This is a genomic window from Halorubrum sp. AJ67 (genome assembly GCF_000513435.1).
Genome location: NZ_CBVY010000001.1, coordinates 327,481 through 345,307 on the forward strand (window position 1 = coordinate 327,481; position 17,827 = coordinate 345,307).

The window sequence follows — 17,827 nt, forward strand, 5'->3', positions numbered from 1 at the left end:
CTGGTGTCGTTGTGTCGGTCGTCGGTGTTCGCGAGGCTGGCTCCCATCGCAGGCGGTCTGAAGAAGCGTCGTCGGGGGTGGCCCACGCAGTGCTGGATGGCTTCGTGCTGATACTCACAAAGAGTGCGTTGTTGTTGTGTCCCCGTCCGGTACTACTCGCCTCGGTCGGAGGTGGCCTCCCAGCTGTTCGTCTCGATCCGGTGTTGCCTGTCGCTGTCTGCTCGACGTCGCCGGGCGTTCAGTTGTCGTCGGCTTCGTTGTCGTCGTGGTACCAGCCGTCGTCGCCGAAGTAGGGGTGCGGTGTGACGAGGTCAACGCCGGTCGTCCCCTCGGGCAGCGGCATGTTCCCGATCTCCTCGCTGCGCTCTTCGAGCTCGTCGCTGAATATCCCATCTGTATTGAGACCCAATTCGATGAGCATCCGTTCTACCTTGATGTCGATCTGTTCCATCTTGATACGCTGGTAGCGATTGTTCACTCCCTCCCGAAGGAGAAGTTCATGTGCTCGCGTCTTGGGGATGTCGTGGTGCTCTGCGATCTTGTCGATGAGGTCCGCTAGTTCATCGGCTACGTACCCAGAGATTTTCGTCGGCATCGTAACTCTCCGTTCATCGGGTGCCCTCTTAAGTCGTCCCCTCAGACCAATCCCCACATCCGTTCTGCCGGCCTCGGCTACTCCCCGCCGATGTGCCACCACCTGGCTCCGTCCTGTTGTCTCCTGCCCGCGGCAACCGGGGAGATGATCATCGCCTCTTCACCCTCACCCTCTACACCACTCTCAGTGGTTACCCCCGCTTGCCCCCATGCGCTGGAAACCTCCTTGCTGTAACTGCCTATCCGGTGCTGTCGATCGCCGCGTCGGTCTGTCCCACCGCGTGGCTGGTCGTCGACGCCGGTCCCCACACCGAGAGTTGATGGGTGGCCTGCTGCTTCTGGTCGACGTCGATCGCTGTCTCTGTCTGGTTGTGCCAGCCGGGGGTCGTCTTCGCTCGCTGTCTGGTGTCGGTCTGTCCGTGTGGGCCACCCCCTGTCTCGCACTCCTACGCGCCCCCTCTCAGGCTGTTTCCTCTGCGCCCAGAATCCAGTATCTGATTTCTGATATAGTTCTCCTGTCTCCCTCATCGATCGCTCACATCTCCTCTCTCCTCTCGGCCCCGCCCCGAACTATCGCTACGCGGTCAACCTTCTGGTCGGATTGCCTTCTAGGCCCCTAACACTGTGAATTCGCGGAACCTAAACACAGGGGAGGAGAGATATATTAGAGCATCTCTAAAGCCCTCTCAGCCGCTTAGAACCTAAACACGGGGATTATGGGGGAGGGTTAGTTAATGAACAAAGCCCCCTATGGGCTTCCCGTCTTGTCATTATCGGGTGTGTCAACAATAACTCAGTTTTCATTACAAATCATCCCCACCCGGCTGCCGTCTTGTCATTAATAGCCGTGATTTTGGATTCAGCGACGTTCATTACAAAAAGCCTGTATCTGCCTCCCGTCTTGTCATTATGAGATTAATGAAATTACATGTCTAACCCGCCTACGTCTGGTCATTAACTCTTGATGTCGGAAGTGTCACAGAGGGATTGCGCGCGCCCCACTGTTTCATTACAATACATCCAGATCCGACCGCCGTCGGGTCATTAACGATTTCATGAATGCTAGCCCGTTTCTGGGTGCCGTCTTGTCATTAGCTCTTTACTGAGATCGGGTCGCTTACTCGGCTGCCCGAGAAATCTCTTAATGATGTACCCCCCAATATCGCCCTCCGTTGTGTCATTATAGGATTAATGAAGTGGTCGGGGTTTGGCGGCTCCGTCTTGTCATTAATTGAGTTCGGAACCGAGTTATTGTCTTATTTGTTATACATGGTCGGCTTGCGTTTGTGTATCTGGGTGTTGGGATTGGCTCTTGATGGGTTATCCCTCGGGTAGTCGATGTCCGCACGGAATACAATCTGGGGTGTTTTCTCTTGGTTGGTTTCTGCTCTTCTCTCCCAACTGTGAGTCCGACGTAACTGTAGTGAGCGTAACCGCTCTGTTCGTCGACGAGAACAGTTCTATCGCTTCAGATTCTGCTCCACACGGCTATAGTTTGTCGCTAGATTCTGCTTTGATTCTCGCTAGATTCTGCTTAGATTGTCGCTAGATGTGGGTTTGATGGACCTCCTCAGAGAAGATTTCATGCGTGGTGACATGCTGATTCCTCTTGTTCTTCTTACCGGGGTTCCAATTAATATGCTACTGAGCGATGATATTGCCACTGTTGACTGTATCTGCTTGCTACAATACTGCCTACTAACTAAGCGATCTGCTATCCTTGGATGGGGCTTCAGTTTCTATTCACATGGGCGTTGGCTTCTAGGGTGCCAGAAAGTATGTAGAGAGAATATGGCCGCTAGTTCTCGTCCAGATCAGTCCTGAGCTTGTTGATGCTGAAGATCTCCTTGGCACACTCCGCATCTAGTTCTTCGTTGATCTTATCGAGATTAGTGCTTCGAGTTGCCTCGATGTAGCCGATTTGGTCGGTGAGTGACGAGAGGAGCTGGCGCATTCCATCTACGTCTTTGACGACCCAGATGGCGTCTCCTCGCTGTTTCTTGAGCTTGATCGAGTCGTCTACGACGTGCCGCCGTTTGTCTGGTGACGTCTCAACCTCAACGATTTTGATGCGATCGTCGAGAGAGTCGTCGGTCGGCTTGGCGTAGAGGTCGTACTTCTTCTCTTCGTCGTCCGGGCTGTAGTACATGTGCGTCTCGTAGCCGAGCGCGTCGTAGTGTGCCTGGATGAGCTTGACGCCGACACGATGCTCCGGGCTCTCCCGCCCGTACTCACCGCCGTCTCGTGGCGCGAGATTGCGGTCCACGACGACGTTTGCTTCGTCTGTCGGCCAGTAGTACGCCTGCCTGTTTCCGAGCGTGAACTTCTCGAGGTATCCCCAGTCGCAGAGGTCTGCTGCTGTCTCGCTGTAGGGAAGTTCCTTCATCGAGTCCTTGATGTGGTAGCCGTTTACCCCATCGGTGAGCGCGTCGTAGACCATCCGCAGGAACATCTCGTGTTCGTCTGTGAACTCCTCGGTGTCCGCTGGGGAGGTGTCATCATCGTTGTCGTCGCCGTCATCGTCTTCATCTGCGCGTGCTTTTACGCCGCTGTCCATGTCAATCGCCTCGTGTTCGCGGTTGACGCAGTGGCGATACCGACTTCGTTCACGCACAGAATCCGCGAGCGAGTTGACGTTGAACGGTCCTGCGTTGTGTCCTGGCGGGATGGGGAGCGGTCGGAGTGTGAGTATCTCTGGCTTCTGCTTGTGGAAGCCCGTCGACGGCAGCTGGACGATCCACTCGCCGCGCCGAAGCCCGGAGATGCGGTCTTTGATCTCATCATTTTCGAGGTCCTCGTGGAACAGCGACTCTGCGAGGAGGTCGTCGGTCGCGACGTTGCCGATGATCTTCGTGTTGATGTTGTTGAGGATCTCTTTGTACGCCCGCCGATTGTCGTTTGGATTGTCTCCGAGTACCTGCTCAGGGTACTGCATGATGAGCCCCAGCGAGAGATTGAATTCCCGCCCTTTCGGGAGGAGTTCTCGGTAGACGATCTCGTTGCGAGCGATATTTGCGGATTCCTCGATGATGACGTTCGTGATGTATTCGTCGTCGTCCGGCGTCCAGATGGACTGCGCCGATGTCCACAGGTGCGAGAGGAACAACACAGTGAACACTTCGCTGCTGGCTCCACGAAGGCTTCCCGTGTCGATGAGAACGACTTTGTTTGAGTTGAGGATGCTCTTCATATCGAGCATCGGTATCTCCTTGCTGTACCAGTTTGTCTCGTCGTTCCAGTATTTATCCTCGATCGTGTACGACAGCATATCCCAGATGAAGTCGCGTTCCTTCAGCTTCCGGATCCGATTGAGGACTGCGTCCGTCGTGTTCATGAACTGCCGTGCGTCCTTCTCGAGGTGCGATTCGAGGATAGATGTGACCTGCGTGTCGGCCGTTCGCGGGATTGCTTCGAGGACTTTGTCGTAGTCCTTGTCGAGGTCTTCGACCTGCTTGCCGTACTTCTGGAACTCCTGTGCGGCCTGCATGAGCTCACCGATAGAGAAGTAGTCCTTCCCGTGGTCTTTGTCGAATAGCGCCTTGATCAGGTTGGTGAGGATCTCGTTCGCGACGAACGCCTGTTCGACCGTCTTCTTTCCCAGAACGAAGCGCAATATCTGGAAGTAGTGGTCGATGATATCCTGTTTGGCCGTCTCGCGAGTCCGCCCCGCTCCCTCTGTGAGCGGCCGGAGATCGAAGAACGGCATCCCCGGAACCATGCCGTCCGCCTCGGGGATCTGGATATATTCGACGTCGTCGACGTTGCCGAACAGCGTGCGATGACACCGCAGGTAGTTCTCACACATCTCGCCGTCCTTGGGGTCGATGAGGATTGTTGGCCCCTCGAGGTCGTTGTGTGTGGTCAGCATGTCGTTGATCGTTGCGACCGTCTTCCCGCTCCCAGTCGTCGCAGCTCGGATGTAGTGTTGGGTGAGATGGTCCGCAGATAATGACAGCGCGTCTCGTTGCGAGAGGTGGTTCCACCACTCGTTTTTCGTCTCGATGGTACTGATATCGTCGGGCTTGTCGCTATGGTCACGGAGCGCCGTGACGGCATGTCCGATCGTCATCCCCTTCGAGAACTCCTTGAACACCTCCTCGTTCGGTGAGGTGAGCGGCGACTGAGCCGTAGGCATCCCGCCGGTCCCACCGCGACTTGCTTTCGGGAGCGAGTCGATCGACGGGACCGTGATGAAGTTTGAGAGCTCGTCGATGTTACAGACGAGCAGCGGTTTTCGTCGCGTCCAGGACTCCAGCCCGTTCGGGTAGGTGATCCCGTGGTTGAGCATCCGCTCGTACTCGGCCTCGTTTGTACCGAGGTAGTTCCCCTCAATCGAGTAGAATTTCCCGCTGATCTGGTTGAGCGCATCTTGGAGATTACGGGCTGTCTCCGGGTTCGATGCTGCGGCTCGTAGTGAGACGTTGTACGTGTGTGAGGGATCTTTCAGGTCGATCTGCCCCATCCGGCCAGTCCCTGAGCGGTATCCGCCGGTCTGTGAGTCGTGGATTGACCCACCGATTTCATTCGGTGTGTCACTCCGGTGTCGCTCCTGTTTTTCTTCGTCAGAGACGCCAAGGGCACCGTCTATGAGGGTTCGGAGAAAGAGTCCGCCAGTCGTGTGGACGCCCTGCTTGAGGTTTCCTTTCTGCCGTTCTGCTTTCGGTGACCAGTCTGCGCGTGGCTCGAAGACACTCTGAAAGACGACCGCGCCATCCGACTGGATGATCGTCTCGAGGAGGTTTGAGAGTGGTGAGCGTTCGATTGCTTCGTTGTCGTATGACGAGAGTGTCGTCATCCAATCGCGCCGCTTCTCTTCGACACCCTCCCAGCGGACCATCTCGGGGACGTCCTCGAAGATGTTTGTGATGTCGAACTGTTTGCGCCCGAACTCGAAGTTTTCTGGATACTGCGATCGCGTCGTGCTCTCAAGCCGGTCACACGTAACGTCGCCACGCTCACCAGGCCCGATAAAGAACTTGAACTGCGCTTCGTCCTCGGGCTTGTAGATGATGAACTCGAAGTTCGATACTGGCTCGATCCCAGCGATGTGGAGCTCCATGTCGAGCGGGAGCTTCCGCCCGTTCCCGTAGCGGTGGAGGCCGTACAGTTCGCGTTTGACGGTCTCTGAGTTCACTTCCTCACGGACGGGCGTGATCTGGATGTACTCCTGTTCAGATTCGATTTCCTCAATAAAGTTTTCAGCCTCACCGTCGCTGAGCGTTCCACTGAGAGACGGATCAGATGCTGATTCGTAGTCCGCAGGGATGGTGATCGGCTCTTCGTCTTCATCCTCTACTTCCCCATCTATCGCGGCCTCGAAGATATCGAAGTCGCCGTCAACCACCTCAGGTGTCGGCGTCTCGTCGTCTTCGACCGATGGTTCGCTTGTCTCTTCAGCTGGTGCTGGCGAGGCACTGTCCGTAGTGTCGTCGGCAGTCTCATCGAAGAGGGTCGGCGGCTGTTCCTCGGATGGTTCGTCTGGGCCGGGCGGTTCTCCTGGCGAAGGAGTATCGCCTTCCCGGTGATTGTCGTCTTGGCTCACCGTGAAATGTACGACACAACCAGATTAGTTATGTCTTGTGCCCCCTGTCTTCTCCTTCTCCGGATGTGAATTCACAGAGACTGGATTCTTAGAAATTAGCAGAGTTCGGTACCCTCATACCGTAGTGGCTACCGGAGCTAATCTCGGTACTTCATCCACCACACGAGGAACAATCCGAGAACGATCCAGTTGATGAAGACGAGGAGGTTGGAGATCATCGCGTGGAGGTATCCGATCGGCATCCTCACGATGTTGAGGGCGACTTTGCCTGTCCAGACCTTTGTTGATGACTCGCCGTAGTGTGTGTCGAAGTCTTCTCGGAGAGGGTCGCCCTCGAAGCGCACGTCGACCGTTGAGACGTTTTCACTTACCATCTGGGTGAATTCCCCATCGGAGTTTGTGGTGGTCCTGTGGACAGATTCACCGTCGATGATGATCTCACGGTTGGGGACGGGATCATCCGTTTCTGAATGCTTGAAGGTGCCAGTGACCTCGTACGTGGTTGTGTTGAGATCGCTAATGATCCGCGTCGGTTCAACAGTGATTCGGTGGACCTCACCGATGGGGACGTCATTTCCGAATACGTCGGTTGCGGTAATCTCGATGTCCTCTAACTCGCTGACCGGCTGTGACAACTGTGAGCCGACAGTCCTGTAGAGTTGAACATCGCCCCCTGTGTCGATAACGTTCTCCCCGAGATTGATCCCTTCGTAGATCTGGGCTTGATCTTGCATGGTGGGTTTCACTCCGAGGGTGTTGGAAGCTGATGTTCTGTACCCCGCGGCGTCCATGTAGTCCCGGTGGAGATTCGGCGTCTCGTTATGTTTGACAGACGTCCGGACCCACTGCGCTGAACCGTCACGTCGGTACTCGACACGATCGTAGAGTGACTGGGAGAGGAAAATCCACGGACTGTGGATCTTGTACTGGTCTTGGTGGGCATGTTCCTTACAGAGGAGTGTGCCACGCTCGATACACTCTTCATTGGCTTTCAGTTCGATGCTTCCGAGCGGGTTTTCTTCCGGTCGCTGGTCGCCAATGATGTCGAAGTAGATTTCGTCACGGAAAGCATTCTCAACGAGGTAGGCATCAATCGTGAGGTCCGTTGCGTCTGCGGCCTCGATGGTGTAGTAGCTCGGGTCGTGGAAGGCACTTGCTGCGGACACCTTCTTTGTTTTTTCCCACGAGTTACCGGGGCAAGTGCTATTGACACCGTATGTGAGTTCTAGGCCAACGAGAACGTCAGAGTAGAGCCCAAGGCGACCACTCTGTGGGTTGTCGATCGTGAGGATGTTCTGGTCGTTTTCAGTAACGTAGTATTCGTTGTCGTTCTGAAGAGACATCACTGAACTGCTCTCGATGATCTCCCACTCCTCATACTTGGTGTCCGTCCCTGTGAGGGTCTCGTTACCACTGATGTACGAGCACTGTTCGCTACTGCTGTAATCTTCTGGGGTGGTGGTTCGGTAGTCATACACCGTTGTGATATTGACTTGATCCGGATTCACCAGCCAGTAGTCGTCGTAGAGCGCGCCTTCATCCATCCGGGCGACGTCGGCGTAGTGGTCGTGGATGACCTCGACTTCATCTTGCCAGTAACCCTCTGCTGTGCCACCTTGGACATCATACCGGGCAGAATTGTTCCCGTACCCTGCTGCCGGGACGATGCTTAGGTTGGTGCTCGTGTTGATGAATGTGCTCCTTACAACATCTTGGTTGAGTTCAGTATAGTCCGTGAACTCGCCTTCATAGACTTCCGCACTGCTGGGATTTAGAACGGTTACTCCTTGGAGGGTGTCGCCCTCTTTCTCGTAGATGAACTCGGCGTTGCGGACCGGAATGGTCCCTCCCCGGCCCTCGATTTCGGCAAAGAGGAGGTTGTCGTCGCTCGTCATGATCGATTCGTTGACGGGGCGACTCTGCCCGATGTGGACTAAATCAGTGACTTCCGCTTCGTCATACGACATCCAAGTGTCGTCGGTGGTGACTTGATACTCTGTGTAGAGCGCCTCCCGGAACCCATCTGTGAGCTGGGCAAATTCCGTGGTTTGGTCGACGGTATAGGTCCGTTCGTCGAGCCTGAGGAGTGGCCGATCTACTTTGTACGTTCTTAGATCGACAGATTGGGATGTGACTGAAAAGATATCATCGTTGTTCCCTGTTGAGTTCACATCAATGTCGTTTGAAGCGAGGATGCGGTACGTACCCACGTCGTCTACAGGTGGGTTTTGTGTGGCAGTTTCGATCGGTGGATACTCGCCGTAGTCGCTTTCTTGTCCGTCACTGATGAGGATCGCCCCACTCCCGATCACGAGGAGAAGTGCTAGTCCGATAACAGCCGAGGTTCGTTTATTGGGTAAGAACATGGTACAGAAGATTCCAGAAGGCACTGTAGTTGGCCCCGATAATTGAGAACAGAACACCGATGCCGAATAGGCGGAATCCCCACGATCGACGTTGGGTCCGTTTCTTGTTCATCTGCCATGCCATGAACCCAAGGAGGATGAGGGTCAATCCAAGGATCCAGAATACGCGATCGAGTCCTTCGAAGTGCTCGAACGCGGACCAGAGCATATCGAAGTCGAATTGCATCAGGGGTCCGGAAGCTGATGTCGAAGCGTACTCACTCGGAACGCTGGCCAAAGATGACATGGTATGGCGGAGCTGGGTTGTCACAAGAGAGGAGAACGTTGGTCCATCCTCTAAGATGAACTCTGCTAATCGGGGGCTCATTAGTTCGTGCTACCCGCTATGCGGGCAGGTGTCTAAAATATAGGGGGTGGATTCGTTGTTCGCGCCGAAATTTACGAACTGCCGGAGCCGCCCTCTGCGACCCACTTCAGGAGACTCACGAACGCCGTGAAGCCGAAGTAGAACACGATCATGGCGAGACCACCGACGAGCAGCCAGACTCCGGTCTGGGCGCGCTCACTGCTACGGCGGGCGGTGAACCAGAGAGTGGCTCCCGCGAAGACAGTCACGAAGCCGGCGTACTGAAGTGTTGTGTGGGCAACCTCGAAGAGATTGTCCAGCATGTTGGTGTATCCGTCCATCCCAGCTTCACAGGAGGAGGGGTCCGAGGGGCTACAGTCGTTTGCGACCACGCTCGCCGCGCCGATCCCACCCGCGGTGAGAACGAACGACAGAGCTAACATCGATAGTACAGCTCGTGAGATTGCTTGGCTCATGCGTCGAATTCTACAAAACAAGGTACTAATATTAATCTGCCGGTGGTTTTTGCTAAGTTTTCAACTCTAACAACATTATTCCTTGTCAGTTCACCAGTTTGAATATTGGAACGCCCTTACCTTGTTTCATGGCGAAGCTGTCGCTAGCCGAGTAGCGTTCAATAAATGAAGTGATGGACTATACGACTGGGCGGAAGTTCCGTTTAGGAACTACCGGAACCGCCTTCCGCGACCCACTTCAGGAGGCTCACGAACGCCGTGAAGCCGAAGTAGAACACGATCATGGCGAGACCACCGATGAGCAGCCAGACGCCGGTCTGGGCGCGGTCACTGCTACGCCGAGCAGTGAACCAAAGGGTGGCTCCCGCGAAGACAGTCACGAATCCAGCGTACTGAAGCGTCGTGTGGGCAACCTCGAAGAGGTTGTCCAGCATCGACGTATAGCCGCTCATTTCGTTCGATTCGCAGTCGTCGAAGTTCTCGACGACATTGTCGTAGTCGTCGACGTTGACGTCCTCACAGTTCGTCGTGTTTGCGACGGCCGATCCAACACCGAGCCCCATGCCCGTTGCGACGAACGAGACGAGGAGCATTGACAGTACAGCACGCTTAATTTTTTGGCTCATGCGTACAGTATGACGGACCCAGGGTATTGATATATAATTATCGGTCAAATGTGTGTGAAACTTTCAAAATATAGAATATAATCCTCTGTCAGTTCAAATTCGAAAACAAAGATGGTTGTTAGTTCAATTTGCTGAACTGGGGTTGTCGGCCTGAAATGGACTGCCGTATAAAAAGAGAGGCTTAGAAAAGGTCCGACCAGAACGACCGAGACGGGCTGGTTTCGTTGGGATCGTCAGTGGGCTCGGCGGGCGCTTGAGGTTCCGCAGGAACCAGGTCGGTGCTGGTGGTCTCTGTTTCATGCGCGGGGACGTCCTGAGGTGGCTGGCGTTCCCACCTCACACGTTCTTGCGCTTCGAGCCGCTCGACGAACTCTTCGTCAAGGATGTCCTCCATGGGGATTTCATCGTCGCTCAGCCCCTCTGCGATCTCGTCGAACACAGGGTGGTTTTTCGCTTTACACATCACGAAGAGAACCTGCTGAAGCGTCTCCAACTGGTGTTCGCGTTTGTCGACGATGCGTTCGTAGTGCTCCAGCTCACGGTAAACGCGGGAGACTTTGTTCTCCTGCATCTGGATCTCGTTTTCGAGTTGGGTCTGGTACTCGCTCAGTTCCTCTTCCATCTTCCCGAAGTCCTGCTCGAGGACCTCAACCCTCCGCCCGAGTTCGGAGGGGATCGTCTCGTTTCCGCTGACGGAGTCGCTTCCGTCTTTGATCTCCTCTTTCTCGCCTTCGTCGTCTTCTACTTCGCTGTCGTCGCTTTCCGCGTCTTCTTCACCCACATCATCCGAATCACTGCTCCCCTCTTCAGATTCGGAACTGGTGGTTTCGGAGCTGGTGTCTGAATCATCGTTGTCTTCTTCAGACTTCTTCTGTTCGACGTGGTCTGCCTCTAATGCTTCAACTGCGGCCCTGCCCTCTTCTGGATCGAGTTCGTCTTCTGTGGCAGTATCGTCGCTTTCTGTCTCGGTATCGCTATCCGAGGGTTCCTCTTTATCTGGGAACATGCTCCCTTCCGACTCAGATGGTCGGTTGAATCCATCATCGGGGTCGGATGAGACGTCTACGGTCACCGTGTTGGACGACGGATCATCGTCGGTGGTGTCGTCATCCTGATCCTCGTCGGCGGTCGGTTCGTCGTCCGTATCCGCTATTTCAGCGGGCTCTTCTGTTGGATCAGCCGTAAAACGGTCTGAATCCGGTTCTGTCTTGCTAGGGGAGAAGTCTGAGACTGAAGAGTTCCGCTCGTCACGAGTTCGGCGGTTTCTCTCAGTCCGGGTGTTTCCCCTGCGTCGACGGGTGTCGTCTGGGGTTGGGTCCGTTACCTCCTGATCGGATTCCTCACCAGAGCTAGCCTGACTGTTGGATTTGAATGCACCTGGCCCGCCTCGGTCGGTACTCCGACTTCGACGTCCGTCGCCGGCCGTGCTTACAGTATCAGATCCGGCTTCGTCGTCGGTTGCCTTTTTTTGGGGAGTCGGTTGGGCGTCGTTCTGGGTGTCCTTGTCCTGCTCTGCGTTGTCGTCATCGTCATCGGATCGGGTCTGTACTTCGTCATGGCGATCGTCGTCGTAGTGGGTGTCCACACGGATGATCGCCTTCTCGATGGTCCGCTCACCGTAGGTGGTCCCGTCCGAGTAATGCTCCTCGTTCCACTTCTCACGCATGAGGCCGGATGCTCGGAAGATCCGATCGATGAGGACAGGATCGCCGCTACACCAGAATGCGAGCTTGTTACAGAACACCATGTCTGCTTCAGATTGGCTGTAGCCCGTCTTGTTGTGATCATCTGAGAAGCTGAAGAACTCCTCCCAGTGTCCACGCCAGAGGAGCGTGAACCCGTAGCCGTTGTCTGCCTTCTTCGCATCGGTCAGCAGTTCCTGTTCGTATGCGGTGAGGCCCTCTGTCGTTGGATCGACTAAAAACGGGATGTCGACATTTCTGTCGTACCCGAGGTTCGCTAAGTTGGGCCGTTCTCCACTTGGGGGAGTGATCTGTATGTTCCCGTTGCTGTCGTCGTCTTCGTCATCCTCGTCTTCTCCGTCCAAGAGATACTCGGTGTAGACGTTGGTGAGGCCCTCCTGGTTGCTGTTAAGTGTTGCCCCCTCATTTTCATCGAGAGGCTGCCCATCCGATGAGACGACGTTGCCGGTGACGGTGAAGTAACGACCGTCTTCGTAGATTTCGATGTTTCCCTTTCGGCGGCGATCGCCGGGGATTTCGCCTTCGAGAATGATGTGAGCGCCCGTGCCCGACGGGCTGATCTCGATGAACCCTCCCATTTCGTCCATGACTTCGAGTGCCCAGTCTTCCCACTCGCCGGTTTCCGCATCGCGACACTTGTCGAGGTCGATCCCAACTAGGTTGTCATCTTCGGTAAAGACGAACCCGATACCATCGTGATCGCTCTTTTTCGCCCACACCTGGGTGAATCCGGCCCAGGTCGATGGGTCGTCAGTCTGTGCGTACCCACCGTTGGGGTCCTTGGGGAGTTTCGTTTCTTTTCCGTCTCGCATCCCGGTGTCCCAACAGATCCACTGATCGTGGTCCTTGAGTTCACTCGGGATATTGGTGACTTGAATGTCCATTGTTGACTTCGAATTGGCGCGTGTATCTACTCTCGCACCCACGGGTCATATTCTTAACCCCCATGTGGGTCTTCACTCTCACCGCTACCACACCTCTCTCACTACAAGATGAGAGATAAAAAACAAACCAGTTCGGCACTTAACAGGCGATTCTCTCTGGGGTAGGCGATCACTCCACCGTCAGTGTTGAGACCAGAAGTGCTGGAGTTCCCGGCCGAGCTCTGGTGGGGAGATCGGTCTGAATTCATCTGTCGCGTGTTCTGGGAAGTGCTCGCGAACACTGGTGAACGTCCGGCTATTCGCGTACCGCTCGTCGATGAGGACACGGACGCCGACGTCCTCGACGCCGCGGATGACTCGGCCGAGTGCCTGTCTCGTCTTCCGAACCGCGGGGACGGTAAAGGCGTAATCGAACCCGTTGTTATTGAACCGTTCATCGTACGCCGATTGGATGGCCTGAGAGAGGTTCGTTGACGTGTTGGTGATCGGAACGCCACAGACGACTGCTGCGTTGAGCTTGTCGCCATCGAAGTCGACGCCCTCTGTGAGCGTCCCACGGAGGCTTGTCGCGAGGACTTTGGGCTCGCCTTCGAAGAACGCCTGCTTGAGCTCCTCAGTCGCCGCATCCGAGCTGCTGGTGTCGGTTAGAACCGGTTTGGTGACGTTCGGGTTGCCGTCTAACATCCTGCTTGCCCACATCGCCTCGAGGTAGCTTGGCATGAACACGATCACGTTCCCCGGCGTCGTGTTCACGACCGAGGTGATTGTTTTTCCGTACGTAGTTCGCAGTTCCGGGTGTTCGTCGGGTGGCCACCGATTTGAGTAGGTGAACTTCTGAGCGTCGACGGCGAACGATGCTCTGTTCTCCTGTGGGAAGCCGAGATCGAACGCGACCTTGCCGACGTTTCGCTGTCTGTCTGTGGAAGGCGGCTGTGTACTCCCTCCATCGGCCCCGACAGAACCGATATCAGGGATATGGACGGTGTTCTCGTCTCCTTCTGGAACGTTGGCGCTGGCGATCGCCTTGGTGACGAGACTGCTTGTGGGCTGGGTTCCTTCTCTGAGTTTCTTCACTCCAGTGACTTCCTCGTAGATGTCGAGGGGCGAGAGCGTGGCCGACATGAGGATTGCTCCACCGAAGGCATCGAGAGTCGCGGCGATCTCGTTTTGGGGGATCGCATTGTTGATCTGGACCTGTGCGTAGTAGCCAGTTCGCCACGGGCGGGCAGAGTCGGCAGTCGAGCGGGTCCCCTTCCGTGGGATTAGCTTGATCTCCCGGAAGTATTCGGAGTCACCGCCTGTCCACCATCGGTTGAGAAGTTCGTAAACGTCGCTGATGGCAAACGTTCCGTCTGGGCTCTTCTCGTCAACTTCGCGGGAGATGACGTCGCGGGCAACGCTCACTGCTCGGGCGGCGAGGAGGGTCTTCTCCCAGATGTCCTCGTAGTCGTTGTCTTCCACCCATTTTCGGATGCTGTCCGGGCCGGGGTTCTGTGGGTTTTGTAGCGCGATCGAGAGTTCGTCGCGGTTCTTCCTCCGGCACTTATCCTTCCAGTTCGTCCCGAGTTCATCTCGAAGCCCCTGTATCGTGTTCTTGTGGAATTCGTCTTGGATTCGCTCAACGAATTTGGAGGCAGTTAGCAGATCGGGAGCGGTCAGACCCGTGTTTCCGATGACGGCATCTGCGAGCTGGCATTTCCGAGGGTGGCCCTTCCCGGTGATCCAGCGTTGGACGAGGGTAATGTCGTCAGCGGCTTTGGAGAACGTGGAGTAATTGACGCTGTACGACAACTGGTCTCGGACCTGGTGGACGAGTTCGTGAGCTTCGTCGCAAATGAGCAGGGTGGTGTCGTCGATGATGCCTCCGGTGAATCCAGCCACCGTCTTCGGGTTGAATGCGTGCTGGTAATTTCCGAATAGAGCCATGCCTTCGTCGTGGAGTCGGCGCATTTCGACGTGTGGGCAGGTTCCCGCGCGTGCCGCGGTCTTGAGTGTCTCTTCGCCTGTCGTCACATCGAAGATGGAGAGTGGAAACGAATCTTTGACCGAATTCGTGATGTGCTTAGCGTAGAATGGACAGTATTCCTTCCCGGCGACGGTCGGGATCGACGGTTGGACGCCCGCATTCGCTCCGTCGAACGTGAGCGTGTCCTCAACGGATGGCTCCCGTTGAGCATACGAGAATAGGCCAAAGGCGGCGTTGGCTTCTCGACTGTTATTCTGTCGCGCCGCTTTCGCCATCAAACTCCGCGTGTTATCCCGCAACTCGATACATCGGTGGTAGATGTCTTCCTTCTCAATCTCGCCAGCCTGGACATACGGACACAGATCGGCCTTACCGACGAGAGTTAGGCCGGGGATGTTGTTGTCCGTCTTCCTGTTGATCGTCCGCAGGTCTGATTCGAAGGCGCTCAGTTGCTGCTTCTTCGACGTGATGACGAGTACGCGATCGTATTTCGTCTGAGGGTCTTTGACGAGGCTGATCCCCGCAGTGAGCGCGATGAGGGTCTTCCCGGTCCCACACGGACCCTCAAGAAGGAATACGCCCCCGTCGCGAACGGTGTCGATGCTTTGGTTGATACCTTCTCGTTGGTTCGGATATGGCTCGAAGGGGAAGATATCCTCCCAGATTTCGCTGTCGTCGGATCGCTGGCTCTCGGTCATGGGGCGATTGATTACCTAGTACGTCGGAGGAGAGTTACTTAAATCCGTCCCGCAAAACAGGGCTGAAGATTGCTGAGCCGGTTATTCTTTGTCGGACTTCATATCCCTGTAAGCCCGCTTGATGTCGTCGAATTTGAGCTTCTGAGCCTTCCGGTCAACTGCCTTGAATTTGGCTTGGTTGATGAGGGCGTTCAGGTCTGCCCCACTCCACCCGCCGGTCTTCGACGCGACGCTCTGGGCTTGGTCTTGGGTGATCTCGTGGGGCACTTCCGCGAGCTTGATCTTGATGATCTCGAGTCGGGTGTCGGACTCAGGAAGTCCGATCTCGAAGTCCTCGTCAATGCGCCCTGGACGGAGGATCGCGTCATCCATCGACTCCTTGAGATTCGTCGTCAGGAGGATGATGTAGTCCTTGTCCTCCTTCGTGAGCGCCGAGAGGAACATATTGGTGATCTTCTTGTCCTCTGCGTGCGAATTGAGGCTGTCGTCACGGCTCCCCAGAAGCTGCTCGGCCTCGTCGATGAACACGACGCCGCCGAGTTCTTGGGCCTCCTCGAAGAGCCGCTGGATGATCTGCGGCGACTTGTTGATGAACTCGTGGGTGAGGTCCGCTTGGGTCAGCTCGACGAACGGCCGGTTGAGTTCGTTCGCTAGCGCACGGGCAAACAGCGTCTTCCCCGTCCCCGGCGGGCCATAGAAGAGGAGCCCGCGCGAGGGCTCGATTCCGAAGCGGTCGTAACTGGGGTTGTTCCCCCGGAGTGGGCTGACCACCTGTTCGCGGAGCGCGTCCTTGACTTCGGGATACCCACCGATATCCTCGAAGCGCATCTCGGGCGGCTCCTCCCACGGGAATTGGTACTGAGTCACGGCCTCATCATCCGTTTCCTCGGCGGGCGTATCGCTCTCGTCGTCCTGTTCCTCGTCCGTGGCCGCCTCCTCGTCCGCTTCCTCGTCGTCACTATGGTCGACTGGCGTTACGGACCACTCAGGAGTGGTGTCCTCCTGAGACCCGTCGTGCTGGTCGGTGTCCGGGGCATCTCGAAACGGGTGGTCGTCTGCCGATGCTCGGAGATCGGCGGGCGTCACGTCCGACGCCGTGTTGGTAGGCGAGCTGTGGCTGCCCGCATCTTCCTGCTCACTGGCCTTCTCGTCAAAGGGTGAGTTCATGATCAGCGTGTAGTCCATGAAGCCCATCCAGTGGAGGAACCGCTCAAAGCGGCTGTCATCGTCTCGGCGGTAGCCAAACTTCGAGACCGAAGACTGCGACCGCTCGTGGTACAGGCCACTCAGAACCGCGAAATACCGGGGCAGGTAGCCTGTCGAGGTGGTGATCCGGGTCGTACCACAGCCGGCGAGCGCCGTCGCGACGAACAGCGTGGCCGCATCTGCGGAACTACTGGCCCATTCAGGCGGCGTCGTACCAGCGATCACACCTGCGGTTAGGAGAATCACTCCGGTGGCGAGACTGGCAACGATCCCGCTGTGGAATGGACGCCAGTGCTTGTAGTTCAGATGGAGCCCGAGGCTGATCAGGCCCAAGAGGAGGATGAAGGCGGTAGAGGTCTCCATCACAAGGAGGATGAGTGCTGGGAGACCGAGGAATGTGAATCCCATCGGTGCGTCAGCATAGTCTTGGTGAGCGGGATCGACTTGGAGTAGCCACCGCCAGGAGAGCCACGCGAAGAGCAGCCCCGCGAGAATGTAGTAAATCATCAGAGACTCCCCCACAGAGCGTGACGCTTCTCAGACTCCGCCAACGGACCGAGGCGGGCGTACACCGGCTGAGGGGCGCGTTTGTGGTTCATTGTTCCGTTCTAGATGGTTCTTAATGGTACTGATATATAAAGTCGTGTCCTGTACTCAGAGTGGCACAAAACACCCGTCCCGCTGTGAACTCCACTTCTAAATTATACAAACAGTCTCAAATCGGCGCTTTGCGTTGGTGGCGTTGGGGCGGACTCTTCGGGGCGAGTGGGGTGAGGTCGTGTCGGTGCTAGCTCTCGGAGTTGTCGTTCTGTTCAACCGCCTCGAGCGCGACCTCGTGGGCGACTCCATACTGTTCTGCGAGGAGCTCTGCGAGTTCGTCGCTGGTGGGGTTCTCCGTGATCTGCGATTTGGCGTATTCACGCACGGCTGTTACGGCATTCTGTAGATATACGACAGTCTGTTCCTGAGAGAGTCCATCGGGAAGGTAATACTCGGCTGTATCCTGAAATGGTGAGCCGAAGAGAGAGCCCACGTTGTCGTCGATGGTAACGGACCCTTGCTCAGACAGTTGTTCATCGAGCTTCTGCGGTTCGATCACGAGCCGGCTTCCCCTCCCAGCAGTGTATTCGCCTAAGGCGGCCATGTCCTGTGGTGAGTCTCCCGCCTGACCGAGTAGGTGCGCGATTGTGCGGGGGGCTGGCGGTATCCAGCCTTCTGTAGTGAGGATACCTTTGAGCTGGTACTGGCGATCGCCGGAGGGGAGATTGAGTTCTTCCCGGCTGAACGTGAAAATCCCAACCGAGCCTTCTGGAAGTGCTACGGAGTTCGGAAGCCCGACTTGTGATAGAACCGTCGAGCGTTCATCTGTGTCGTTCGAATTGTGTGTTGTCATGGTCGTACTTTGGTGGTTGTCGTCTTA

Annotated in this window: 10 protein-coding genes; all 10 read right to left on the reverse strand. The window is 56.0% G+C overall.

Annotation, left to right across the window (positions count from 1 at the left end):
- Positions 1-238: 238 nt before the first annotated feature.
- The 10 genes from BN903_RS01790 to BN903_RS01835 all read right to left on the reverse strand — a co-directional run bounded on the left by BN903_RS01790 (position 239) and on the right by BN903_RS01835 (position 17,800).
- Positions 239-595, reverse strand: coding sequence for a hypothetical protein (locus BN903_RS01790; protein WP_048076071.1), 357 nt, complete (start codon positions 593-595; stop codon positions 239-241).
- A 1,797-nt stretch (positions 596-2,392) separates the two neighbouring features.
- The gene (locus tag BN903_RS01795) at positions 2,393-6,136 is read right to left on the reverse strand and encodes an ATP-binding protein (RefSeq protein ID WP_228840986.1); all 3,744 of its coding nucleotides are present in this window, start codon (positions 6,134-6,136) and stop codon (positions 2,393-2,395) included.
- 137 nt (positions 6,137-6,273) lie between these two features.
- Positions 6,274-8,502, reverse strand: a complete 2,229-nt coding sequence (locus BN903_RS01800; protein WP_154017996.1) for a hypothetical protein — start codon at positions 8,500-8,502, stop codon at positions 6,274-6,276.
- On the reverse strand, positions 8,486-8,728 hold the full coding sequence (locus tag BN903_RS17075) for a hypothetical protein (protein WP_195155678.1): 243 nt from the start codon (positions 8,726-8,728) through the stop codon (positions 8,486-8,488). The genes BN903_RS01800 and BN903_RS17075 overlap by 17 nt, the downstream gene beginning before the upstream one ends.
- 212 nt (positions 8,729-8,940) lie before the next feature.
- Positions 8,941-9,324, reverse strand: a complete 384-nt coding sequence (locus BN903_RS01810; protein WP_154017997.1) for a hypothetical protein — start codon at positions 9,322-9,324, stop codon at positions 8,941-8,943.
- Between the two features lie 203 nt (positions 9,325-9,527).
- On the reverse strand, positions 9,528-9,950 hold the full coding sequence (locus BN903_RS01815; RefSeq protein ID WP_154017998.1) for a hypothetical protein: 423 nt from the start codon (positions 9,948-9,950) through the stop codon (positions 9,528-9,530).
- A 181-nt stretch (positions 9,951-10,131) separates the two neighbouring features.
- Positions 10,132-12,537 carry a hypothetical protein gene (locus BN903_RS15150; RefSeq protein ID WP_052334891.1) on the reverse strand — a complete coding sequence of 802 codons (2,406 nt, stop codon included), beginning with the start codon at positions 12,535-12,537 and terminating at the stop codon, positions 10,132-10,134.
- A 180-nt stretch (positions 12,538-12,717) separates the two neighbouring features.
- A complete protein-coding gene (locus BN903_RS01825) occupies positions 12,718-15,201 on the reverse strand; it encodes an ATP-dependent DNA helicase (protein ID WP_048076076.1) in 2,484 nt (827 codons plus the stop codon).
- An 81-nt stretch (positions 15,202-15,282) separates the two neighbouring features.
- The gene (locus BN903_RS01830) at positions 15,283-16,914 is read right to left on the reverse strand and encodes an ATP-binding protein (protein ID WP_052334892.1); all 1,632 of its coding nucleotides are present in this window, start codon (positions 16,912-16,914) and stop codon (positions 15,283-15,285) included.
- A 280-nt stretch (positions 16,915-17,194) separates the two neighbouring features.
- Positions 17,195-17,800: a hypothetical protein gene (locus BN903_RS01835; protein ID WP_048076077.1), complete on the reverse strand. Its 606-nt coding sequence runs from the start codon at positions 17,798-17,800 to the stop codon at positions 17,195-17,197.
- Positions 17,801-17,827 lie beyond the last annotated feature (27 nt).